This window comes from Streptomyces sp. SCUT-3 (assembly GCF_014083985.1).
GTDB lineage: Bacteria > Actinomycetota > Actinomycetes > Streptomycetales > Streptomycetaceae > Streptomyces_H > Streptomyces_H thermolineatus.
In genome coordinates, this window is record NZ_CP046907.1 from 2,006,125 (window position 1) to 2,029,803 (window position 23,679).

The 23,679-nt window shown below is 74.8% G+C and carries 12 protein-coding genes and 3 pseudogenes; 8 read left to right on the plus strand and 7 right to left on the minus strand.

The genetic code is table 11. The annotated features are described in order from the left end of the window. Positions 1 to 11: 11 nt before the first annotated feature. The 3 genes from GQS52_RS08700 to GQS52_RS08710 form a co-directional block, all read right to left on the minus strand. Positions 12 to 3,806: an ATP-dependent DNA helicase gene (locus GQS52_RS08700; protein WP_182312848.1), complete on the minus strand. Its 3,795-nt coding sequence runs from the start codon at positions 3,804 to 3,806 to the stop codon at positions 12 to 14. Positions 3,807 to 3,932: 126 nt separating this feature from the next. Next, positions 3,933 to 4,475, minus strand: a complete 543-nt coding sequence (locus GQS52_RS08705) for a GNAT family N-acetyltransferase (protein ID WP_182312849.1) — start codon at positions 4,473 to 4,475, stop codon at positions 3,933 to 3,935. Positions 4,476 to 4,703: 228 nt separating this feature from the next. Continuing rightward, positions 4,704 to 5,702 carry a transcriptional regulator gene (locus GQS52_RS08710; protein ID WP_259370663.1) on the minus strand — a complete coding sequence of 333 codons (999 nt, stop codon included), beginning with the start codon at positions 5,700 to 5,702 and terminating at the stop codon, positions 4,704 to 4,706. A 599-nt stretch (positions 5,703 to 6,301) separates the two neighbouring features. Here GQS52_RS08710 and rfbB point away from each other — a divergent pair. The 4 genes from rfbB to GQS52_RS08730 are packed head-to-tail and all read left to right on the plus strand — an operon-like array spanning position 6,302 to position 9,876. Further along, positions 6,302 to 7,315 (plus strand): dTDP-glucose 4,6-dehydratase, encoded by a 1,014-nt coding sequence (gene rfbB, locus GQS52_RS08715; RefSeq protein WP_182312850.1) that lies wholly within the window; start codon positions 6,302 to 6,304, stop codon positions 7,313 to 7,315. A gap of 7 nt (positions 7,316 to 7,322) precedes the next feature. Next, on the plus strand, positions 7,323 to 8,309 hold the full coding sequence (locus tag GQS52_RS08720; protein WP_182312851.1) for an ATP-grasp domain-containing protein: 987 nt from the start codon (positions 7,323 to 7,325) through the stop codon (positions 8,307 to 8,309). Further along, positions 8,309 to 9,445, plus strand: coding sequence for a DegT/DnrJ/EryC1/StrS family aminotransferase (locus GQS52_RS08725; RefSeq protein ID WP_182312852.1), 1,137 nt, complete (start codon positions 8,309 to 8,311; stop codon positions 9,443 to 9,445). The genes GQS52_RS08720 and GQS52_RS08725 overlap by 1 nt, the downstream gene beginning before the upstream one ends. Beyond that, positions 9,442 to 9,876 carry a low molecular weight phosphotyrosine protein phosphatase gene (locus GQS52_RS08730; protein ID WP_182312853.1) on the plus strand — a complete coding sequence of 145 codons (435 nt, stop codon included), beginning with the start codon at positions 9,442 to 9,444 and terminating at the stop codon, positions 9,874 to 9,876. The genes GQS52_RS08725 and GQS52_RS08730 overlap by 4 nt, the downstream gene beginning before the upstream one ends. A 19-nt stretch (positions 9,877 to 9,895) precedes the next feature. On the opposite strand, the gene GQS52_RS08735 is transcribed toward GQS52_RS08730, so the two are convergent. The 3 genes and pseudogenes from GQS52_RS08735 to GQS52_RS08745 form a co-directional block, all read right to left on the minus strand. Next, complete coding sequence (locus tag GQS52_RS08735) at positions 9,896 to 11,074, minus strand: UDP-N-acetylglucosamine--N-acetylmuramyl-(pentapeptide) pyrophosphoryl-undecaprenol N-acetylglucosamine transferase (RefSeq protein ID WP_259370664.1); 1,179 nt, start codon at positions 11,072 to 11,074, stop codon at positions 9,896 to 9,898. 288 nt (positions 11,075 to 11,362) lie between these two features. Further along, positions 11,363 to 14,799 (minus strand): annotated as a pseudogene (locus GQS52_RS08740) (ATP-dependent DNA helicase). 226 nt (positions 14,800 to 15,025) lie between these two features. Further along, on the minus strand, positions 15,026 to 15,514 hold the full coding sequence (locus GQS52_RS08745; RefSeq protein ID WP_275946457.1) for an MGMT family protein: 489 nt from the start codon (positions 15,512 to 15,514) through the stop codon (positions 15,026 to 15,028). A 401-nt stretch (positions 15,515 to 15,915) separates the two neighbouring features. Here GQS52_RS08745 and GQS52_RS08750 point away from each other — a divergent pair. The 4 genes and pseudogenes from GQS52_RS08750 to GQS52_RS08765 form a co-directional block, all read left to right on the plus strand. After that, positions 15,916 to 18,453, plus strand: a pseudogene (locus GQS52_RS08750) (lysylphosphatidylglycerol synthase transmembrane domain-containing protein); the annotation flags it as partial. Between the two features lie 111 nt (positions 18,454 to 18,564). Beyond that, on the plus strand, positions 18,565 to 19,362 hold the full coding sequence (modA, locus tag GQS52_RS08755) for a molybdate ABC transporter substrate-binding protein (protein ID WP_182312855.1): 798 nt from the start codon (positions 18,565 to 18,567) through the stop codon (positions 19,360 to 19,362). A gap of 26 nt (positions 19,363 to 19,388) precedes the next feature. After that, positions 19,389 to 21,445, plus strand: a pseudogene (locus GQS52_RS08760) (ABC transporter permease). Positions 21,446 to 21,737: 292 nt separating this feature from the next. After that, complete coding sequence (locus GQS52_RS08765; RefSeq protein ID WP_182312856.1) at positions 21,738 to 22,265, plus strand: YcxB family protein; 528 nt, start codon at positions 21,738 to 21,740, stop codon at positions 22,263 to 22,265. A gap of 77 nt (positions 22,266 to 22,342) precedes the next feature. Here GQS52_RS08765 and moeZ read toward each other — a convergent pair whose 3' ends face one another. Continuing rightward, the gene (gene moeZ / locus GQS52_RS08770; RefSeq protein WP_182312857.1) at positions 22,343 to 23,521 is read right to left on the minus strand and encodes an adenylyltransferase/sulfurtransferase MoeZ; all 1,179 of its coding nucleotides are present in this window, start codon (positions 23,519 to 23,521) and stop codon (positions 22,343 to 22,345) included. Positions 23,522 to 23,679: the final 158 nt, after the last annotated feature.

Here is a 23,679-nt window from a genome sequence, read left to right on the forward strand (position 1 = left end):
GTCCGCACAGCCTATCCGTCCAGGATCCGCTCGAGTGCGGCGCGGTCGGGCAGCCCCTCGGGGCGCACCGTCTCGCCGGTGCGCACGTAAAGGAACGCCGCCGACACCTCGGAGAGCGGCACCCCCTGCTGCTCGGCCCACGCCAGCCGGTACACCGCGAGCTGGAGGGGGTCCGCGCTGCCCGCGCGGCCGGTCTTCCAGTCCACGACCTCGAAGGCGGGCCCGTCCGCCCCGCCGTCCCGGTCACGGTCCCGGTAGACGGCGTCGATCCGCCCGCGCACGGTGCGCCCCGCCAGCCTCAGCACGAACGGCGCCTCCACCCGGTACGGGGTGCGGTGCGCGTACGGGGTGCGCAGGAACGCCTCCTTGAGGGCCTCCAGGTCCTCCTCGTCGACGATGCCGTCGTCCTCGAAGCCGGGCAGGTCGTCCGGTTCGAGGAGGGGCCGCGGCTCGAACAGGGACTCCACCCAGGCGTGGAAGCGGGTGCCGCGCCGGGCCGCGGGCTGCGGGGGGCGCGGCATCGGGCGGGCCAGCTCGCGGGCGAACCCGTCCGGGTCGGACGCGACGCGCAGCAACTGCGAGGCGGACAGGGACGACGGCAGGGGCACGTCGCGCACGGACCGCCGGGCACGGCGCAGCTCCTCGGCGAGCGTCTCCAGGTCGCGGTCCCAGGACCGCACCTGCCGCTCCTCCTCCGGCGCCAGGCCGCCGGTGGTGACCGGGGTGCCGGGGGTGCCGGGGGTGCCCGGGGTGTCGGGCAAGGGGTGGCGGGCACCGGGCACGTGGCCGGGTGCGAGCAGCACCCGGCCCGGGGGCACCCCGCGCAGGAGCGGCGCACCGTCCCCGCGCCGCTCCTCCCCGGGTGCCTCGGACGCCTCGGGCGTTTCCGGGTCTCCAAACGCGTGCTGCCCGCCGTCGGGCCGGCCTCCCTCGGGCCGCTCCTCCTCGGGCCGCTCCTCGTCGGGCGGCGGCTCCTCGGACCAGGCGTCCTCGTCCGGCCAGGGCTCTTCGTCCGGCCAGGGCTCCTCGTCGGGCGGGGGCTCGTCCGGCCATTCCTCGTCGGCCCAGAGCGCCTCGTCCGGGAGGTCCGGAGCGCCCGGGGCGTGCGGGAAGCCGCCGGTCCCAGGCCCTTCCGGGCCGCCGGACGCGGCCGGGCCGCTTCGCGCCCCCGGGGCGGCGGGCGCGGCGGGGGCGGCCGGTTCGCGTTCCAGCCACTCGCGCACGGTGCGGGCGGCCTCGCGTCGGCGGGCCAGTGCGGCGGCGTCCAGGGGCAGCGGCCACTGGTGGTCGCCGCTGCGGTCCAGGGCCGGGTTCTCCTCGTCCTCGGCCGGCGGGTCGGCCCACGCCTCGATCTCGCCGAACCCGTTCTCGCAGTGCTCGCGCAGCGCGTCGAGGAAGGCGGACGGGCCGCGGGGCTTCTTCTGCGTCGGCCCCCACCAGTGGCCCGAGCCCAGCAGCAGCGACCGGGGCCGGGTGAAGGTGACGTACCCCAGGCGCAGTTCCTCGATCCGCTGGTGCTCCTTCATGGCCGTCGCGAAGTCCTTCAGTCCGCGCGAGGTCCACTCCTGCACGTCCGGCAGGGTCTCGGCGTCGCCGCGCAGGGCGTGCGGCAGGACGTGGGCGTTCTTCGTCCACAGGGAGCGGCCCTGCTCGCTGGGGAAGGTCTTGGCGACCAGCCCGGGGACGGCGACGACGTCCCACTCCAGGCCCTTGGACTTGTGGGCGGTGAGGACCTTCACGGTGTCCTCGCCGCCGGGCAGCGTGGTGTCCAGGCCCTTGTCGTACTGGACGGCGGTGCGCAGGAAGCCGAGGAAGGCGGTCAGGGAGGCGTCGCCGTCGAGGGGGGCTCCGCCCCGGTCCGGGGAGGAGAACGCGGCGGCCACGTCCAGGAAGGCGCCGAGGGTCTCGCGGCGGCGGGCCGCCAGGGCCTGCGGGGAGGCGGACAGCTCGACCTCCAGGCCGGTCACGGCCAGCACCCGGTGCAGGACGTCCATCAGCGGGTCGCCGAGGGAGCGGCGCAGGTCGCGGATCTCCCGGGCGAGGTGGGCGAAGCGCACCCGGGCCTCGGCGGAGAACTCCAGTCCGTCGTCGGGCTCGCCGGCGACGAAGGTGTCCAGGGCGTCGGCGAGCGAGACGACCTCGGTGGGGTCGACGCCCTCCACGGCCTCGGCGAGCCGCCGGTCGGGGTCGGTGCCGTCGTCGGGGGTGTCGTGGAGGCTGCGCACCAGGGTGCGGGCGCGGCGGCCCAGGAGGGCGAGGTCGCGGTGGCCGATGCGCCAGCGGGGGCCGACGAGCAGCCGCACCAGGGCGGCGTTGGCGGTGGGGTCCTGGAGGACCTCGCAGACGGCGACCAGGTCGGCGATCTCGGGCAGGTGCAGCAGCCCGGACAGGCCGACGACCTCGACCGGGATCTCCCGCGCCACCAGGGCGGCGTGGATGTCGGGGAAGTCGCCGGCGGTGCGGCACAGCACGGCGACCTGCCCGGGGGACGCCTGCCGGGTGCGCACCAGGTGGGCGATCGAGTCGGCGAGCCAGTCGATCTCCTCGGCCTGGGTGCGCAGCAGGGCGCAGCGCACCAGGCCGTCGTGCTCGGCTCCGGGGGCGGGGCGCAGCGCCTCGACGCCCTCGTGGCGTTCGCGCAGTTCGGCGGCGAGGCCGTTGGCGAAGCGCAGCAGGCGGCCGCCGCTGCGGCGGTTCTCGCTGAGGGAGTGGCGGTCGGCGGGGCGGCCGTCGCGGTGCGGGAAGTGGACGGGGAAGTCGTCGAGGTTGGCCACGGAGGCGCCGCGCCAGCCGTAGATGGCCTGGCAGGGGTCGCCGACGGCGGTGACCGCGTGGCCGCGGCCGGATCCGTCGCCGCCGTCGCCGAACAGGCCGGCCAGCAGCAGGCGCTGGGCGACCGAGGTGTCCTGGTACTCGTCGAGGAGGACGACGGCGTACTGCTCGCGCAGCAGTCGGCCGACCTCCGGGCTGCGGGTGGCGAGGCGGGCGGAGAAGGCGATCTGGTCGCCGAAGTCCATCAGGTCGCGTTCGCGTTTGGCCGTGCGGTAGCCGTCGACCAGGCCGGCGAGTTCGATGCGGCCGCGGGCGGCCTCGGGGGCGCGGCGCAGGTCGTCGTTGGTGAGCCTCACCCCGGCCAGGGTCTCCAGGAGGGCGGTGTCGTGGGCGCGCAGGGCGGCGGGGTCGACCAGGTGCTCGGCGAGCTCGCCGTCGAGGGCGAGGAGGTCGGAGACCAGGTCGGCGAGGTTCTTGGTGAGGGAGGGGAACGGGCCGGGGGCGGCGCGCAGGACGCGGGCGGCGAGCTGGTAGCGGGTGGAGTCGGCGAGGAGGCGGGTGTGCGGCTCAATGCCGATACGCAGTCCGTGCTCGGCCAGCAGCTGCCCGGCGAAGGCGTGGTAGGTGGAGATGGTCGGCTCGCCGGGGACGTCGTCGTCCCCTCCCGGCGTGCCGGGGGTGTTCGCCGCGCCGGGGACAGCGGGCGTGCCGGGGACGGCGGGCGTGCCGGGGACGGCGGGCGCGCCGGGGGGTTCCATGACGCCGGCCTCGACCAGGGCCTTGCGGACGCGCTCGGAGAGTTCGCCTGCGGCCTTGTTGGTGAAGGTCAGGCCCAGCACCTGCTCGGGCCGCACCTGCCCGGTCCCGACGAGCCAGACGACGCGGGCGGCCATCACCGTGGTCTTCCCCGAGCCGGCGCCCGCCACGATGACGTTCGGGGCGAGCGGGGCCGTGATGCAGGCCGTCTGCTCGGGGGTGAAGGGGATCCCGAGGAGCTCCTTGAGCTGCTCGGGGTCGGTGATGCGCGGTGCCACCCACCGAGGGTAGCCGCGTACGAGGACAACTCCGGACAGGGGGACCCGCGCGGACGGCCCCGCCCGCGGGCCGCCACTGCCCTGCCCGGCGGCGGGCGGCCGCAGGGGCGGACCCGCGCGGACGGCCTACGCCGGACGGCCCCGCGGCGGGCCGGAAGGGGTCCGTCCGGCACGCGGCCCCGGTCGGCGGAGCTGCTTGACCATCACGAGCTCCCTGCCCGTGCCGTCGGGCAGCGGGGCGCCGGAGGCGTCCGCGAGGACGAAGCCGTGGCGCCGGTACAGCTCGACGGCGGGCTCGTTGGCCGGGATCACGGTGAGCCTCAGCACCGCGGCGCCCGACCGCCGGGCCCACGCCTCGACCTCCGCCACCAGCCGGCCCCCCGCGCCGCGTCCCCGCGCCCCGGGGGCCACCCACACCGACCGCAGCTCGCACACACCGCCGCCCGAGGGCACGCCCCTGGCCATCCCGGCGGTCCGGCCGTCGTCCAGCACCGCGAGGACGTGGTGGGCGCCGGGCGTGGCGAAGCGGGCGCGCCACTGCTCCTCCCCGCCCCGGTGCCAGTCGGCGAGCCGGGCGACGAACGCGTGCGGCGCCTCGGTCAGCGCGGCGAGGCGTGCCTCCCGCCACAGCGGCCAGTCGTCCGCCGTGAGAACCCGCAAACGCACCATGCCGCAGAGTCTGCCGCATACGTGGAGGCGTCGTCCCGGTCGCGGGAGACGTAGTCGCCCACGACCAGGAAGGTGTTGATGTCACCTGGACAGTCACGCTTGGCATGCCGGCGTCGGATCGTCTCGGCCGGCCGGCGGTATTGCGTCAGTGTTGAGAAAACCACCGATGCGGTGGGCGCCACCGCCGATCCGGGCCTTGGCAGGAACGCGGCAGGCGGACACTCAGGCTCATGCGGTGAGCTCAAGGAATTGACGCACCTCGGGAACAGCCCGGTGTTCCACGAGCTTGGACCGCAGATCCGCCAGGGTGGCACTACCGCGAGCGGAAGTGACGCCGCCCAGGCGTTCGACAGCCTGCTGGGCAGCGCCCACCGCATGGTCGAGGTCGCGCAGGGCAAGGTACGCCTCGGCCTGCCGGGCGCAGTAGATCGCGGCCCCGCGGGGGAAGGCGTCACCGTTGTACGCCTCGGCCGCGGCGGTGCCGGCCTGCTGAAAATGGTGCAGGGCGCGGGCCGGGTCACCGAGGTTGAGGGCCGAGCTGCCCAGGAGCTGGTGGATCTCGCCGATGTTGACCCAGTACAGAGAGGGCAGATCCTCATCGAGCGGGATCGCGTTGCGGTAGGCGTCCAGGGCCGCGTTGGCCGCACGGTCGGAAGCACGCGGGTCCCCGGCTCGGGCATGGGCGCGGCAGGCACGGGCGTGCAGCATGGCGCTCATGCGGGCCGATCCGGTGGCGGTGGCGTAGGTGGAGGCCGCCTCCACCAGGGAGACCGCGGCGCGTGGGTCACCGGTGGAGTAGCACTTGATGGCCCAGAAGGCGAGGGTGTTCGCAAGGACTTCGGGATCGCCGGCGGCCAAGGCGTCCTCGGCCGCGTCCGCGAAGTGGTCTTCGGCCCGCTCAGAGTGGCCGCTGTCGTAGGCGGTCCAGCCGGCCGCGCGTTGTGCGTCGGCCGCGGCTGCGAGAAGACGGCGTCCGGTGGCATCACTGCAGGAAGCGGTGCGGAGGGTGTCGGTGATCATGTCGAATTCCTGGACCGCGGCGTTGTAGACGTGTCCGGAGCCGATCCGGTCGTCCAAGTGCCGCAGTACGGTGAGCCGCTGTTCGTGGAGGGCTGCGAGACTGTCGCCGACCCGTCTGCCGGTTGCCGCCCGGGCGGCGGGCGGGGGCGCGAGGGCCGAGGCCATGCTGCCGGCCGCTGCGGTGATGAGGAAACGACGCCGTTCCACGGATCCACCTGCTCTTCCTGAGACTGTCGGCGCGGTTGGAGTTGAGCGGCGGGACGCTGGGGGGTGCGTGGGCACCGCGAGGGCGAGCCAGCCCGGCCACCCCAGGTCCAGCACGTCACTGCGGCTGACACCGGTGAGATCGGCGATCGCCAGTTGGGTATACCGGTCGGGCACCGTGCCGGCCTTCCTCCGGGAGAGCTTCTGCCGGTTCGCCGCCAAAGCCCCGAACCCCAGCGCTTTGTGCCGTTCAGCAATCCGCCTGAGGAACGCGGCTGCGCTCCCGCCATGACGGGAGACGAGGTAATCCAGCCCGGTCGCCACATCGCTCACCACGGCTTCGCCTCTCGGTCGGTGCGGGTCGCTCCCAGTGTCGCCAACGAGGCCGGTTCGCGGGAAGAAACGGGCGAGCTGGATGACGGAGGGATGACAGCTGGGCCATCGGGGATGACGTCGGCTTCCTTCCGGCTCACCGGGCCGATGCGGTGTCCTCAGTCCTGCAAGGAACTCCGGCTCGGCGCGGGCCCGGACAGCCCCGCGCTGAGACGGAGCGGTCTGAGCACCACGCCTACCGGCTCATCATCACTGCCACTGGAGGATTCATGGACAAAGTGCTCGTCACAGGTGGGGCCGGCTTCATCGGCTCTCACTTCGTGAAGCGTCTGCTGCAGGCCGACGACGTGGCCGAGGTGACCGTGCTCGACGCCCTCACCTACGCGGGGCACATCGAGAACCTGGGCGAGGCGTTCCTCTCCTCGAAGCTGACCTTCGTCAAGGGCAACATCCTCAACGCCGGCCTGGTGGACGAGCTGGTCCGCCGGCACACGGCCATCGTGCACTTCGCGGCCGAGTCGCACGTGGACCGCTCCTTCTACGAGGCGGGGAACTTCCTGACGACGAACGTGCTGGGGACCCACACGGTCCTGGACGCCGCCAGGAGGCTCGGCACCCAGAAAATCGTCCACGTCTCCACCGACGAGGTCTACGGGTCACTGCTGTCCGGCTGGGCCAAAGAGTCCGATCCGCTGCGGCCCAGCGTCCCGTACGCCGCGTCGAAGGCAGCCGGCGACCTGGTGGCGCTCTCGTACTTCCAGACCTACGGCGTGCCCGTGTGCGTGACGCGTTCCTCGAACAACTACGGTCCTTGCCAGCACCCCGAGAAGATCATTCCGTTGTTCGTCACGCGTCTCCTCATGGGCGGGACGGTCGCCCTCCACGGTCGCGGCGAGCACGTACGCAACTGGCTCCATGTCGAGGACAACTGCCAGGGCATCGAGCTGGTCCTGCGGGCAGGGACCCCGGGCGAGACCTACAACATCGGCGGCGGGACGGACCTGACGAGCCGACAACTCACCGAGATCATCCTGCGCATCTGCGGTGCCGACTGGGACTCGGTGCGGTACGTGGCGGACCGGCAGGCCAACGACCTGCGGTACGCGATGGACTGGTCGAAGATCGCCAACAGCCTCGGCTACAAGCCGGTACGCCCGCTGGAGGACGGGATCGCGGAGACAGCACAGTGGTACAGGAACAACCCCGGCCGCTGGGCGCCTTTGCTCCGCAAACCACACGCCCCCTCGTCCCGGGTCAGCCTCCCTGCCATGGCCGGGGCGTGAGGCCGACATGCCCACCGACGCGCGGAAACAACCGTGGCGCATCCTCGTGACCGGGGTCGGCGGCGCTCCGGGGTTCGACCTGTCCAGGAGCCTGCTGCGGCTCGGCTGCCACGTCATCGGCACGGACGCGAACCCGCTGGCGCCGGGCCTGCTGCTGCCCGACACCACCCCGTACACCGCGGTCCCTGCGGGTCATCCCGACTACGGCGCCGACCTGCTCCGGCTGTGCCGTGAACTCAGGCCCGACGCGATCGTGTCCACCGTCGAGCAGGAACTTTCGAAGCTCGTCGCGCTCCGTCGCCCCCTGGCCGGCCTCGGCGTGAGAACGTGGCTGCCGGACCAGCGCGCGGTGGACGCCTGCACCGACAAAGCCGCCTTCCACCAGGTGCTCACCGAGCACCGCATCCCCACCCCCCGCACCTTCCTGCCGCACGAGATCGACGAAGCCCTCGACGGGCACCCGCTGGTCGTCAAGCCGCGGTGCGGGCAGGGCGCACAGAGCGTGCACTTCTGCCGGACCAAGGACCAGGCGCGGGTCCTGTGCGAACCGGTGCCGGAGCCCATCGTCCAAGAACAGCTGAAAGGCCGGGAGTTCACCGCGGACTGTCTCGTGGACCGCTCCGGTCGGGCATCGGTGATCCTGCGGCACCGGCTGCTCGTCAAGGGCGGCCTGGCCGTGGTGAGCAGCACGTTCCGCCATCGGAAGGTGGAGGAACACGTCAGGGCGACGCTGGCCGCCGTCGGCGCGACCGGGGTGTGCTGCGTGCAGGGATTCATCTGCGAGGACAGGCCGCAGCAGGTCGTCATGACCGAGGTGAACGCCCGGATCGCCGGCGGCTTCCCGGCGAGCGAGGCGGCCGGCGCAGACCTTGTCGGACAGTTCCTCAAAGGCCTGTTCGGACTCCCCGTCGACCACGACCGACTCCAGTACAGGCCCGGAGTCCGCCTGACCAAGTACATCGAGACCCTGGCCGCCGGCGAAGGGACAACGTGATGACCATGACGGCTCAGGCGGGCGTCGGCCAGAACGCCCGCCCCTTCATCCACGGCCCGGAGGAAGCCGCAGTACTCGAGGCCCTGCGCAGCGGCCAGTACAACCACAGCGGCATCACCGACGAGTTCGAGACACGCATCGCCCGGTTCCTCGGCGTCGCAGACACCGTCGCGGTCGCCTCCGGCACAACCGCGCTCCACATCGCCCTGCTCGCCGCCGGCGTCGGGCCCGGGCACGAAGTGATCGTCCCCTCGTTCACGTTCTGCGCGACCGTGCAGGCTGTCCTCGCCGTCGGGGCCCGGCCCCGCTTCATCGAGGTCAACCCGCGCACGCTGTGCGTCGAGAGCCAGGAGGTGCTGGACGCCCTGACGTCGCACACCCGCGCGGTCCTGCCCGTCCTCTACGGCGGCCGGGCCGTCGACCTCACCGACGCGCAGCCGACGCTGGCCGAACGCTGCATCAGCATCGTTGAGGATGCGGCGCACGCCTTCGGCTCCCACCAGGGCACCCGCCGTGTCGGGGCGACCGGCGCCCTGACGTGCTTCTCCTTCGGCCCGATCAAGAACCTCACTTGCGGACTCGGCGGCATGCTCGTGCCGCGTACACCGCAGGAGGCCGACATCTGCCGTCGCCTGCGTGGCCTGGGCATCGTTGAATCCCCGGCCCGGCGCGCGAAGACAACGACCTACACCGTTGACGGGTTCGGCCTGAGGGCGCAGATGTCCTCCCTGAACGCCGCGATCGGTATCGCCCAGCTCGCGCACTTCCCGCAGGCAGAAGCCAAGCGCCGGGCCCTGTGGCGGGCCTACTCCGCCGCATTGCAGGACGTGCCGGGTCTCGCCCTGATCGACGTCGACGTGGACCGCTCCGTCCCCCACCTGTGCGCGGTTCGCGTCCTGCACGACCGGGACCGCGTGTTCCACACCCTGCGGGAGCGCGGCATCGGCGTCGGCACGCACTACCCGCCGAACCACCTGCAACCCGCGTTCGCCCAGTGGCGCCGGCCTCTGCCGGTGACCGAGCAGGTAGGCCGGGAAATCATGACCCTGCCGTTCCACCAGCACCTCACAGACACCGACATCACCCGGGTCGCGGACGAGCTGCGGCAAGCCTTGACGCAGGGGACGGCCCGGTGACCGCCGACCGGCCGCGGCGCCTGCTGACCGTCTGCCTCGGCAACCACTGCCGCTCGCCGTTGGCCGCCGCCGTCCTCGCCGAGCTCGGCGGCCCCGCCGTCGAGGTACGGTCGGCCGGCACCCGGGACAAGTGGGCCGGGCACCCGGCCCACCCCGCGATGGCCACCGCCGCGGCAACCCGCGGCTACGACCTCACCGCCCACCGCGGCGCGCACGTCACTCCCGGTCTGCTGGAGTGGGCCGACGCCGTCCTCGCGATGGACACCGGCAACCTTGCCGCCCTCCACGACCTGGCCGACGAACACACCGCGCCCAAGCTCGGCCTCTACCTCGCGGACGGGGACGTCCCCGACCCGTGGGGGAAAGGCCCGGAGGCGTTCGCCGCCGTCGTCGGCCTGGTCGTCGACGGCGCCGCCCGCCACCTCCCGTAGGAGCCCGGCCCCGGGCCGGTCAGCCGGACGCGGCGGACAGGATCACGTCGACAAGCCTGTCCGCCGCGTCCGGCCGTCCGTGTGCCCGGGCCCGCTCCGCCATCACACCCCGCCGCGCGGGATCCGTCAGCAGCGGCCCGACCGCGTCCCGAAGAGTGTCGGCAGTGACCTCGCCGAGCAGGGCCACGGCCGCACCGGACTCCTCCAGGTGCCTGGCATTGTGCGCCTGCTCGTTCCCCGCGGAGGAGGCGAGCGGGACGAACACGGCCGGCTTGCCGAGGGCGGTCAGCTCGGCGAGCGTGCCGGCGCCGCTGCGGGAGACCACGACATCGGCGAGCGCGAGGACGTCGGGCAGCTCCGGGCCGACGAACCCGGTGAGGTGGTACCGGCCCGCCAACCCTGCGGGCAGGGCCGCCGCGTACTGCCGCAGGCCCTCAACATTGTCCGGGCCGCACTGGTGCACCACGTTCGCGCGCTCCAGCAGCCACGGCAGCAAGTCCCGGACAACGCCGTTGATCTGCTGGGAACCCTGGGCGCCGCCCGTGACGTAGAGAGTCGGGAGCTGCCGGTCGAAACCGTGCAGCCCCAGCGCCTCAACGGCTTTGCCGGCCTGCCCCGACAGGACCTCGGAGCGCACAGGATTCCCGGTGACGACCGCCGCGGAACGCGCAGCCTCCGGCAGGAGCGGCAGCGTCGACTCCGACGACACCGCGATACGCGTCGCCGAGGACGCCAACCTGCGGTTCGCCAGCCCGAGGCGGACGGTCTGCTCGTGCAGCACCAGCGGACGCCGGCACAACCGAGCAGCCAGCCCCGCAGGGACGGCAACGTACCCGCCGGTGGCGAGGACAACATCCGGCCGAAAATCACTGATGGCCTTCCGCGCCTGCGCCACGCCGAGCGGCACCCGGGCCATGTCCTTCATGTTCGCCGGGCCGGCCATCTTGAGAGGATTGCCGGAACGGCGGATCTTGCCCGTGGCGACCGTGGTGAACGGGATGCCCTCGGCCGGGGCGACCCGGGCCTCCAGTCCCTCCTCAGTGCCGATCCACAGCACGTCGAGCGTCCTGCCGTCCGCCGCGAGGCGGGCCTGCAACGTGCGGATCGCGGTCAGAGCGGGATAGGTGTGGCCACCGGTCCCTCCGCCCGTGACGATCAGGCGGAAGTCCTGCAGGGGACGGCGGGCGGCAGTGGTCACGAAAGGGCTCCCGATAGGCGGCTGCGGAGTTCACCCGCGCCTGGGGTGTCTGCAACTGCGAGCCACTGTAGGGCCCCGCGGTCCGGGCCGGGCCGGCCGTCACGGAATCGACACGGACGGGGTGGCACGTCTCCGGGCCGACCCGACCCGTTCACGGAAAGCTTCGCCGACCACCTTGCAGTGCTGGCTGCAGGAGCACAGCTCGAACCGCCCAGGTTGAGCCTGCGGAGACGCCCCGGGTAGGGGCGCGCGGGGCGCGGGCCACCGACCGCCGGCCGCAGGGCGCGGTCAATCCACGGTGTGGCGGCCCTCGGGCGGGCGCTGCACACGCGGTGGAACGAGCAGCGGGTGCAGTGGTTGCCGGTGGCCGGGGTGAAGTTCTCACCGAGGACCCGGCCCGCGGCGGTGGCCAGCAGTTCCTCGGCCCAGCCGTCGGCGGGCGGCTCCTGGGACTGGACGACGGGCAGGCCGGCCTGCCCGTCGCGGCCCGTGGCGGGCTGCCGCAGCTGCACCAGTTCCGCGCCGCCCGGTTCGGGGCGGCGTCCGCCGAAGAGGTCGTCGACGGCGCCGGAGCGCACGGCCAGCTGGTAGACGGCCAGCTGCGGGTGGCGGGCGACCTCGCCCTTCGTCGGCCGGGCCTTCCCCGTCTTGAAGTCCACGACGTAGGCGCGGCCCTCGGCGTCCTCCTCGACCCGGTCCATGCTGCCGCGCACCCGCACCTCGACGTCGCCGGCTCCGAGGGTGACGTCGAACTCGTGCTCGGTGGCGACGGGGGTGCGGCCGCGTTCCATGACGTGCCAGCGCAGGAAGCGCTCCAGCGCGTCGCGGGCCTGGCCGCGTTCCTGGGCCGACTTCCACGGCGCGTCGAAGGCGAGGGCGTCCCAGACCGAGTCGAGGCGTTCCATGAGGACGTCGAGGTCGGCGGGGGCCCGGCCGGAGGCGACCTCGTCGGCGAGGACGTGGACGACGTTGCCGAAGCCCTGGGCGGCCGTGGACGGGGTGTCGGCGCGCACCTCCCGGCCCAGGAACCACTGCAGGGCGCAGGTGTTGGCCAGTTGTTCCAGCGCGCTGCCGGACAGGGCGACGGGCAGGCCGGGGGGCCGGACGGGGTCCTTGGCGTGCGTCGGCTCGTTCAGTCCCCACCAGCGGTCCGGGTGGGCGGAGGGCACCAGGGGGTGGCCGTCGTCGTCGCGCAGGGCGGCGAGGCGGGCGAGGCGGCGGGCCGCGGCGTCGCGCAACCCGGGGGACGCGGCCGGGTCGACGGTGGTGGCGCGCAACTCGGCGACCAGGGCGGACACCGCCAGGGGGCGGCGGGGCCGGGAGGTGACGTCGACCGGTTCCACGCCCAGTTCGGTGAGGAAGCGGGACGGCTGGTCGCCGTCCTCGGCGGCGGCCTTGACCGCGGTGACCACCAGGCGTTCCTTCGCCCGGGTGGCGGCCACGTAGAACAGGCGGCGCTCCTCGGCGAGAAGGGCGCCCTGGCCCAGGGGCTCGGCCAGGCCGTCGCGGCCGATGCGGTCGGCCTCCAGCAGGGAGCCGCGGCGGCGCAGGTCCGGCCACAGCCCCTCCTGGACGCCGGCGACCACCACGACCCGCCACTCCAGGCCCTTGGAGCGGTGCGCCGTCATCAGCCGGACGGCGTCCGGACGGACGGTGCGGCGGCCGATGACGTCGGCCGCGATGTCCTGCCGGGCGAGCTCCTCCAGGAAGTTCAGGGCGCCGCGCCCGCCGTTGCGCTCCTCGGCGCGGGCAGCGGTCTCGAACAGCGCGCAGACCGCGTCCAGGTCGCGGTCCGCGTTGCGGCCCGCCGCGCCGCCCCGGCGGGAGGCGCGCTCCAGCCGGGCGGGCCACGGGGTGCCGTCCCACAGGTGCCACAGCGCCTCCTCGGCCGAGCCGCCGGCCGCCAGCAGGTCGCGGGCGGAACGCAGCAGCAGGCCGAGCCGCCGGGCGGGGCGGGCGTAGGCGTCCTCGTGGACGACTAGGCGCTCCGGTTCGGCCAGCGCCTGCGCGATCAGCTCGTCGGAGGGCGGCACGGCGGCGGCGCCGGCGGCGCGCTCCTCCTCGCGCAGGGCGCGGCCGAGACGGCGCAGGTCGCCGGCGTCCATGCCGCCGAGCGGCGAGGTGAGGAGGGTCAGGGCGTCCTCCGCGGAGATCCTTCCCCGCCGGGGGGCGGTGGCCGCGCCCTGGGCCGTCCCTTCCTGTTCCTGCTCCCCCGGGCGCACGTCCCCGGCGTCCCCGGCGGGTTCACCGGCGCCCTCGGCGGTCCCGGCGCCCCCGGCGGTTCCGGCGTCCCCGGCGGGGCGGGCTCCGGGGAGGAGGCCCGCCGGGGACGGGGCGGCGGCCTCGGCCGCGAGGCGGAGGGCCAGGAGCAGCGGGGCCACGGCGGGCTCGTGCCGCAGTGGGAGGTCGTCGCCGTCGATCTCCAGGGGGACGCCGGCCGCGGTGAGCGCGCGGCGCACACCGGGGATGGACCGGGCGCCGGCGCGCACCAGGACGGCCATCCCGCTCCACGGCACCCCGTCCTCGAGGTGCGCGCGGCGCAGGAGGTCGGCGATGCCGTCCAGCTCCGCCCCGGGGGTCGGGTAGGTGAGGACCTCGACCCGGCTCGTGTCGCGGGCGCCGTCCGGGAGCGGGGCCGGGCGGGGTTCGCGGTGGGCGCGCACCGCCTGCGCGGGCAGGCGGGTCAGCGGCATGCGCCGGGCGATCTCGCGCGTGGCGGCGAGCAGGCGGGGGCCGGCGCGGCGGGAGACCCGCAGCACCCGCACGTCGGCCGGGGTGCCGTCGGCGCGGGGGAAGTCGGTGCGGAACTGCAGGATGCCGTTGACGTCGGCGCCGCGGAAGGCGTAGATCGACTGGTCGGGGTCGCCGAAGGCGACCAGGGTGCGTCCGCCGCCCGCCAGGGCGTGCAGGAGGCGGACCTGGGCGGGGTCGGTGTCCTGGTACTCGTCGACCAGCACCAGGTCGTACCGGGCCCGCAGTTCGTCCGCGACGCCGTCCTCCTCGGCCAGCAGGACGGCGCGGTGCACCAGCTCGGCGTAGTCCAGGACGCCCTGCGCGTCGAGGACGTCGAGGTACTCGGCCAGGAAGTCCGCCGCCGCGGCCCAGTCCGGCCGGCCGGTGCGGCGGGCGAACGCGGCGAGCGCGTCCGGGCCGAGGCCGAGTTCGCGGCTGCGGGCCAGCACGGCGCGCACCTCGTCCGCGAAACCGCGCGTGGTCAGGCAGGCGCGCAGCTCGTCGGGCCAGCGCACGCCGCCCAGGCCCTTCCGCTCCAGCTCGACCTCGCCGGCCAGCATCTCGCGCACGACGACGTCCTGCTCCGGGCCGGAGAGCAGGCGCAGGGGGTGGGTGAACAGCTCGGGGTCCTGGTGGGCGCGGACCAGGGCGTAGCAGAAGGAGTGGAAGGTGGTGGCCTGCGGGCCGGCCGCGTCGCCGAGCCGCAACGCCATGCGGTCGCGCAGCTCCACCGCGGCCTTGCGGCTGAAGGTCAGGACGAGGATGCGCTCGGGGTCGGTGCCGCGGCGGACGCGCTCGGCCACGGTCTCCACCAGGGTGGTGGTCTTGCCGGTGCCCGGTCCGGCCAGGACCAGCAGCGGCCCGTCGCCGTGGCCGGCCACGGCCCGCTGGGAGGGGTCGAGCGCGGGCGCGGCGGCCCGCGCGGGCGGGGTGCGGACGAGCCGGTAGGGCGACGGGGCGGACGGCGGGGCGGAGACGGTGGTGGAGGTCACGGGGGCGATCGGTCCTGTGGGTCTGGCGGTCGGTGCGGAGGCTACCCGCACCGGTGGGCGCGGGGCGCGGCGCCCGCCGCGGGGGCGGCACCCGCGGGGCGGCGGACGAAGGGCTGCCGACGGAGGGTGACGGGCGCCCGGGAGGGGTAGGCCCCTCCGGGACGGAACCGTTGCGCGATCCGTCGTCCGAGAGCGGAAGCTTGGAGTTGTGGAGAGCGGTTCGTCGTCACGCGGAGCCGTCCGGGTGCCCCGGGGGGCCGTCCGGACCCGTACGCCCCTGCGCGTCGCGCGCCCCCCGTCCGCCGCGCGCCCCCTGTCCGCCGTGCGTCGGCCGTCCGTCGTGCGCCGGGCAGGTGCCGGGGTCGTCGTGGCGTCCGTCCCAGCGGGCGCGGGCCGTGTCCAGGCGGGGCAGGCTGCCGCGGCCGGTGCGGCCGCTCCCGCGCAGCGGGGTCCCCTCGGCACGGTAGTGCTCCAGGGCGCGCTGCTCGTGGCCGGGCAGCAGCACGCCGTCCGCGCGCACCACGCGCCACCACGGCACGGCCCCGCCGTACAGCGCCATCACCCGGCCCACCTGCCTGGGCCCGCCCTCCTGAAGCCACTCCGCGACGTCGCCGTAGGTCATGACCCGGCCGGGCGGGATGCGCTCGGCCAGGTCCAGCACCCGCTCGGCGAAGTCCGGCAGCCGGTCGCCGGGATCCTCCTCGTCCATGCTCATCCGGGACATCCTGCCCCATGCCGCGGACAACGGGTCACTGTCCGGCAGGTCACGATCCGCACCCTCGTGCCGCCTCCGGCCCCCCGCCCGTGCCACCATCTTCCGGGCGGTGACTGGTGAGACGAGACCGAGACGAGACGACCGAGCAGGGTGCGGAGACCGCCCTCCTGCCCGCGACCGAGACGAAGGCGGACCACGTGCAGGAGCGTGACCCGGCGCACACCGCTGCGCACGGCACCGTCCGGGAGTCCCTTCCCGACGGCGCCGTCGCCGGAAGGAAGGGCGCCGGGGAGGGCCCCCGGGAGAACGGCGGGAAACGCGCCGCGGGCGTCCCGGACGCGGCGAACACCGTCGACGCGGCGGGCACCGGGGGCGGCGCGGCGGACGGCCGCGCCGCGTCGGAACGCGTCTCGGTCGACGAGCCGCTGCTGCCGCCCCGCGCGCACCGCCCCTCCGACCTGATCCGCTTCCTCCTGGGCCTGCTCGGGGTGGCGGCGGTGCTGGTGATCGCCGGTGTGGCGCAGGGCACCACGGAGGGGCTGGAGCAGGACATCGGCAAGGGGACGTCCCAGGCGCCGCCGCTGCTGATCAGCATCACGGGCTTCGCCTCGAGCGTGGCGGTGCTGGTGGTGCCGGTGGTGTTCGCCGTGGAGCGGCTGATCAAGCGGGACGGGCTGCGGGTGGCCGACGGCGTGCTGGCCGCGGTCCTGGCGCACGGCGTGTCGCTGCTGACGGACCTGTGGGTGACCGGCAGCGCCCCGCAGTCGATCGACAACGCGCTCACCCAGCCGGCCCCCACCGGCGGGTTCACCGACCCGGTGCACGGCTACCTCGCCCCGGTCATCGCCTACATGACGGCCGTGGGCCTGTCCCGCAGGCCGAGGTGGCGGGCGGTGCTGTGGAGCGTCGTCGTCCTCGACGCGTTCGCGGTGCTGGTGGGCGGCTACAGCACGCCGTTCTCGATCGTCACGACCGTGCTCATCGGCTGGACCGTGGCCTACGGCACCGTCTACGCCGTCGGCTCCCCCAACGTGCAGCCGACCGGCCAGACCCTGCTGGCCGGCCTGCGCCGCGTGGGCTTCCGCCCCGTCCACGCGCAGCGCGCCGACGAGGGCCCGGAGGCCGGGGACGCCACCGAGAGGGGCCGCCGCTACCTGGTGGAGATGGAGGACGGGCCGCCGCTGGACGTGACGGTCGTGGACCGCGAGCAGCAGGCGTCCGGCTTCTTCTACCGGCTGTGGCGGCGGATGCAGCTGCGCGGGATCACCCAGCGGCGGAGCCTGCAGTCGCTGCGCCAGACGCTGGAGCAGGAGGCGCTGCTGTCCTACGCGGCGATCGCCGCGGGCGCCAACGCGCCGAAGCTGATCGCCACCTCCGAGCTGGGCCCGGACGCCGTGATGCTCGTCTACGAGCACATCGGCGGGCGCACCCTGGACCAGCTGGCCGACGAGGAGATCACCGACGGCCTGACGGAGCGCGTGTGGCGGCAGGTGCAGGCCCTGCAGTCGCGGCGGATCGCCCACCGCCGGCTCGTCGGCGAGTCGGTGCTGGTGGACGGGGACGGGGTCCCGTACGTGATGAACCTGCGCGGCGGGGAGATCGCCGCCGGCGACCTGGTGCTGCGCATGGACGTGGCAGCTGCTGGTGACGCTGGCGCTGCGGGTGGGCCCGGAGCGCTCGGTGGCCTCGGCGGTGAAGGTGCTGGGCCCGGACGCGGTGGCCGACGCGCTGCCGCTGCTGCAGCCGATCGCGCTGAGCCGCGTCACCCGGGCGACCCTGAGCCGGCTGAACAAGGAGCGGGCCCGGCGCGAGCGCGAGGCGGTCGTGGAGGCGTCCCGGGCCGGCGGCGCGGACACGGAGGCCCGGCCGACCGCAAGGCCGCGCGGGCCCGGCGCGCCGCGGAGAAGCGGGCGATCGAGGAGGCCCTGGAGGAGGCCCGCGAGGAGGACCTGCTGGTGCAGATCCGCCAGCAGGTGCTGCGGATCCGCCCCCAGGCCCCGGTGGAGCCGGCCCGCCTGGAGCGGATCCGGCCGCGCACCCTGGTCACCATGATCGCGGGCGCGTTCGCGGTGTACTTCCTGCTCTCCCAGATCGCCCAGACGAAGGGCTCGATGATCACCGGGGCGAACTGGGCGTGGGCGGCCGTCGCGCTCCTCGGCGCCGCGGTGAGCTACGTGGCGGCGGCGCTGAACCTGATCGGTTTCGTGCCGGAGAAGCTGTCGTTCGTGCGGACGGTGCTGGCGCAGGTGGCGGGCTCGTTCGTGAAGCTGGTGGCCCCGCCCGCGGTGGGCGGGGTGGCGCTGAACACCCGCTTCCTGCAGCGGTCGGGGGTGCGTTCCGGGCTGGCGGTGGCCAGCGTCGGCGCCTCCCAGCTGGCCGGCCTGGGCGGCACGATCCTGCTGCTGATGTTCTTCGGCTACCTGACGGGCACCGAGCACACCCCGTCCCTGTCGCCGTCCCGGGCCGTGATCGCCGGGCTGCTGACGGCGGCGGGTGCTGGCCCTGGTGATCACGGCGGTCCGCCGCTGCGGCGGTTCGTCTCCACGCGCCTGCGGTCGCTGTTCGCCGGCGTGGTGCCGCGGATGCTGGACCTGGTGCAGCGGCCGATGAAGCTGGCCGTGGGCATGGGCGGCGTGCTGCTGCTGACGCTGTCGTTCGTGGTGTGCCTGTGGGCGTCGGTCGCGGCCTTCGGCGGGGAGATCAGCTTCACCGCGGTCGCGGTGGTCTACCTGGCCGGCAACGCGGTGGGGTCGGCGGCCCCGACCCCCGGCGGCGTGGGCGCGGTGGAACTGGCGCTGATCACCGGGCTGATCACCTTCGGCGTGCCGAAGGAGATCGCCACCCCGGCCGTGCTGCTGTTCCGGATGCTGACCTTCCTGGGCCCCGTGCTGCCGGGCTGGGCCGCCTTCAGCTGGCTGACCCGCAAGGGCGCCCTGTAACGGATGGCCCCGCAGCCCCGCCCCGCAGCCCCGCCCCGCACCGCCGCGCCGCACCGCCGCGCCGCGCCGCCGCACCGCCACGTGTCCCGCCCAGACGTCCCGGGAGCCGAGATGACCACGACAGCCGTACGGTCCGCACGCCGCCGCGCGGCGCTGCCGGCCGCGCTCCTGCTCCTCCTCGCCGCGGTCGGCTGCGGGGGCGGCGGGAACGACGGGGACCGGGCCGGCTCCGGCGGCACCGTCCTGACCGTCCTGGCCGCCTCGTCCCTCACCGACGTCTTCGAGAAGGCCGGCGACGCCTACGAGGAGGCCCGGCCCGGCACCTCGGTGGAGTTCTCCTTCGCCGGCTCCCAGGAACTCGCCGCGCAGGTCCGCCAGGGGGTGCCCGCCGACGTCCTGGTCACCGCCGACACCGCGACCATGGACGGGCTGGGCGACGAGGTCGGGGCCCCACGGGTGATCGCCGAGAACCGGCTCGCCCTCGTCACCGCGAAGGGCAACCCCGAGGGCGTCGACGGGCTGCCCGACCTCGCCGACCCGGACCTGAAGGTAGTCCTGGCCGCCCCGCAGGTGCCGGCCGGCCGGTACGCCCGGCAGGTACTGAAGGCGCAGGGCGTGACGGTGCGGCCGGTCTCCGAGGAGCCGAACGTGCGGGCCGTGCTGAGCAAGGTCGAGCTCGGCGAGGCCGACGCCGGCCTGGTGTACGCCACGGACGCGGCCGCCGCGGCGGGGAAGGTCGACACGGTCGCCCTGCCCGACGACGACAACGCCGTCGCCCGCTACCCGGCCGCCGTCCTGACCTCCTCCGAGCACCCCCGGGAGGCCGCCGACTTCGTGGCCTGGCTCGGCGGCGGGACAGCCCGCGAGCTGCTGCGCGAGGCGGGCTTCCGCGAACCGCGGGACCGGTGAGCCGCGTGCGGCGCGCCCCCGCGGCCCTGCTGCTGCCCGCGGCGGCGGCCGTGGCGTTCCTGCTGGTGCCCCTGGCCGGGGTGCTGGTCCGCGCGCCCTGGCCGGACCTGGCCGCGCGGCTGACCGACCCCGCCGTCACCCGGGCCCTCTCCCTGTCGCTGCTCGTCTCGGCTGGGCACTGCTCCTCTCCCTGCTGCTGGGCGTCCCGCTGGCCTGGGTGCTGGCGCGCACCGAGTTCCCCGGCCGGGCGGTGGTGCGCTCGCTGGTCCTGCTGCCGATGGTGCTGCCGCCCACCGTGGCCGGCGTGGCCCTGCTGAGCGGCTTCGGGCGGCGGGGGCTGCTGGGCGGGGTGCTGGAGGACCGGTTCGGCGTCACCCTGCCGTTCTCCACGGCGGGCGCGGTGGTGGCGGCGGCGTTCGTCTCCCTGCCGTTCCTGGTGATCAGCCTGGAGGGGACCCTGGCCGGCCTGCACCCCCGCTACGAGGAGACGGCGGGCTCGCTCGGCGCGTCGCCGCTGCGGGTCTTCCGCACCGTCACCCTCCCCATGGTCGCGCCCGGCCTGGCGGCGGGCGCCGCACTGTGCTGGGCCCGGGCGCTCGGCGAGTTCGGGGCCACCATCACCTTCGCGGGGAACCTCCCCGGACGCACCCAGACCCTTCCCCTCCAGGTCTACCTGCTGCTGCAGGACGACCCGGAGGGCGCGACGGCGGTCTCCCTGCTCCTGCTGGCCGTCGCCCTGGCCGTCCTGGTCGCCCTGCGCGGCCGCTGGGCCGGGGCCGGGGCCGTGCGCGACGCGCGCCCGCGCCCCGGCGCGGGCACACCCGCGGACGACGCCGGGACCGCCGGGGCCGCCGGGACGCCCGAGGGCACCGGGGCCGTCGAGGACGCCGAGGCCGCCGTCCCTCCCGCCGCGCCCCGTGCCGCCGCCCCGCCGCCCACCCCGTCGTCCACCCTGCCGTCCGGCGGCCCGGCGGGGCCCGGGGAGCACGCGGGGGCGGCGTCCCTGCGCGCGGAGGTGACCGGCTCCACCGAGGTCTCCCTCGATGTCGGCGCCGGGACGACGGTCGCCGTGGTCGGCCCCAACGGGGCGGGCAAGACCACGCTGCTGCGCGCCCTGCTCGGGATCACCGGCCGCGCCGCCGCCCGGCCCCTGCTGATCGGCGGCCGGGACGTCTCCCCCCTCCCCCCGCACCGGCGCGGCATCGCCTGGGTGCCGCAGGACGGGGCACTGTTCCCCCACCTGACGGCCCTGGCCAACACCGCCTACGGGCTGCGCGCCCAGGGCGTTCCCCGGGCGCGGGCGCACCGCGAGGCGCAGGAGTGGCTGGACCGCCTCGGGGTGGGCCGGCTGGCCGGGCGCCGTCCTGCCGCCCTGTCCGGCGGCCAGGCACAGCGCGTGGCGCTCGCCCGCGCCCTCGCCGCCCGCCCCCGGCTGCTGCTGCTCGACGAGCCGCTGGCGGCCCTCGACCAGACGGCCCGGGCGCACGTGCGGCACGCCCTGCGGGAGCACCTGGCCGGGTTCGGCGGCGTGTGCCTGGTCGTCACCCACGACCCGGTGGAGGCGCTGTCCCTGGCGGGCCGCATCCTCGTGCTGGAGGAGGGGCGGGCCGTGCAGGAGGCGGCGCCGGCGAAGATCGCCCGCCACCCCCGTTCCCCGTGGGTGGCCCGCATGCTGGGCCGCAACGCCTGGACGGGAACGGCCGCCGACGGAGGCGTCGCCCTGCCGGGCGGGACCCGGCTGGTGGCCGCCGAGCCGCTGCCGGCGGGCTCCCCCGCCCTGGCCGTGGTCGCGCCGGAGGCCGTCGCCCTGCACCGCGGGCGGCCCGCGGCGGGCAGCAGCCCCCGCAACGCGTGGCCGGGGACGGTGCGGGAGGTCACCGCACTGGGCAGCCGCCTGCGAGTACTGCTGACCGCGGGCGCCCCGGAGGACGGGTCCGGCGGGACCGGCGGGACCGGCGGACCCGGCGGTTTCGACGTGATCGCCGAGATCACCCCGGCCTCGGCGGCGGAACTCGGCGTCGCGGAGGGCGCGCGGATGTGGGCGAGCGTGAAGGCGACCGAGGTGACACTCGTCGCCCTGTGAGGCGGGCCCCGGGACGGAAGCCCGCGGCGGCCCCCGTCGCCCCGCACCGAGCCGGCCCTGCGCACCCTCCGCCTCCGGCTCCACGACGACGCCCTGCCGGTCCTCGCGCATATCCTCGCCGGGCGGTCCGGGCATCCCGCCGACGACCTGCGCGAACGGGTGCGGGCCGCCGTGCCCGACGGTGGTCCGCGGGCCGCGGTCGAGGAGTACGCGCGGCGCAGGTCCGGGGCCCCGGCCGTCGGAGGGCCGCGCTACGATCCCGGCTCTACGCCGCCACGTCCCGGGAGGAACCGTGCAGGAGACGAGCATCGTGGAGTTGGCCTACGTGCCGACGACCGCGGATGCGACGCAGGCGATCCGCGCGCGGATGCGGGCCACGCCGGCGGGGCGGCTGCAGAGCCGGATCCTCCTGGCCAGTACGGTCGTCGTCCTGGGCGCCTTTGCCATGTACCTCGCGGTGTCGGAGGAGCCCAGCCTCCGGATGACCGTGCTCTGCCTCGCGTCACCGACCCTCTCCATCGGCATGTACCTGCTGGTACCCGCCCTGCAGGGGCGTCAGGTGCACCGGATGGTCGCCCCGCAGGGGGAGTTCCGGGCCGTCGTGGACGACGCAGGGGTGCGGGTCGTCTCGCGGGACAGCGAGACGACGCACCGGTGGCCGATGCTCACCCGGTACACGGAGACCGCCGCCCTCTTCGTGCTGATGACGCCCGACAAGCACGGCGTCGGCATCGTCGTCCTCCCCAAGCGCGGCGCCGCGGAACCGGCGGACGTCGACCGGTTGCGGGCCGTCCTCGACCGCAACGCCACGCGGGTCTGAGCCGCAGAACGGGCCCGCGGCTCCGACCGGATCGGAGCCGCGGGCCCGTTCTGCTGCGCCGGGGGGCCGGGGGCCGGTCAGTACACCGGCTTGTGCGGCTCGACCGTGTTGACCCAGCCGATGACGCCGCCGCCGACGTGGACGGCGTCGGAGAAGCCCGCGGACTTCAGGACGGCCAGCACCTCGGCGGAGCGCACGCCGGTCTTGCAGTGCAGGACGATCTTCTTGTCCTGCGACAGGTCGCCGAGGGCGCTGCCCATCAGGAACTCGTTCTTCGGGATCAGCCGCGCGCCCGGGATGCTGACGATCTCGTACTCGTTCGGCTCGCGGACGTCGATGATGTCGATGTCGTCGCCCGCGTCGATCATCTCCTTCAGCTGCGCCGGAGTGATCGTCGAGCCCATGGCGGCCTCCTGGGCCTCCTCCGACACGACGCCGCAGAAGGCCTCGTAGTCGATGAGCTCGGTGACCGTCGGGTTCTTGCCGCAGACCGCGCACTCGGGGTCCTTGCGGACCTTGACCTGGCGGTAGTTCATCTCCAGGGCGTCGTAGATCATCAGGCGGCCGACCAGCGGCTCGCCGATGCCGGCCAGGAGCTTGATCGCCTCGTTGGTCTGGATCGAGCCGATCGAGGCGCACAGGACGCCCAGGACGCCGCCCTCGGCGCAGGAGGGGACCATGCCGGGGGGCGGGGGCTCCGGGTAGAGGCAGCGGTAGCACGGGCCGTGCTCGGACCAGAAGACCGACGCCTGGCCGTCGAAGCGGTAGATCGAGCCCCACACGTACGGCTTGTTCAGCAGCACGCAGGCGTCGTTGACCAGGTAGCGGGTGGCGAAGTTGTCCGTGCCGTCCACGATCAGGTCGTACTGGGAGAAGATCTCCATCACGTTGGAGCTGTCGAGCCGCTCCTGGTGGAGGTTGACCTGCACGTAGGGGTTGATGCCCTGGATGGTGTCCCGGGCGGACTCGGCCTTGGGGCGGCCGATGTCCGCCTGGCTGTGGATGATCTGCCGCTGGAGGTTCGACTCGTCGACCTCGTCGAACTCCACGATGCCCAGGGTGCCCACGCCTGCGGCGGCGAGGTACATCAGGGCCGGGGAGCCAAGGCCCCCGGCGCCGACGGCCAGGACCTTGGCGTTCTTCAGCCGCTTCTGCCCGTCCATCCCGACGTCCGGGATGATCAGGTGGCGGGAGTACCTGCGGACCTCGTCGACGGTGAGCTCGGCAGCCGGCTCGACCAGGGGTGGCAGCGACACTGGGGCTCCGTTGGTCGGTGGAAGTACGGTCGTTCAGCCGTAACACTGCCACGCCCGTCGGCATTCCAAGACACCCGGTCCGATGGGCGAGACACGGACCGCCCGCATCGCGATACCGGCCCCGGGAAGCGCCCCGGAGGCCCGGAGGGCGAGGCCCC

Bases quoted from the DNA above. Each gene is read 5' to 3' on its own strand.
- GQS52_RS08705 (WP_182312849.1), bottom strand. From the start codon at position 4,475: ATGGTGCGTTTGCGGGTTCTCACGGCGGACGACTGGCCGCTGTGGCGG.
- rfbB (WP_182312850.1), top strand. From the start codon at position 6,302: ATGGACAAAGTGCTCGTCACAGGTGGGGCCGGCTTCATCGGCTCTCAC.
- GQS52_RS08720 (WP_182312851.1), top strand. From the start codon at position 7,323: ATGCCCACCGACGCGCGGAAACAACCGTGGCGCATCCTCGTGACCGGG.
- GQS52_RS08725 (WP_182312852.1), top strand. From the start codon at position 8,309: ATGACCATGACGGCTCAGGCGGGCGTCGGCCAGAACGCCCGCCCCTTC.
- GQS52_RS08745 (WP_275946457.1), bottom strand. From the start codon at position 15,514: ATGAGCATGGACGAGGAGGATCCCGGCGACCGGCTGCCGGACTTCGCC.
- modA (WP_182312855.1), top strand. From the start codon at position 18,565: ATGACCACGACAGCCGTACGGTCCGCACGCCGCCGCGCGGCGCTGCCG.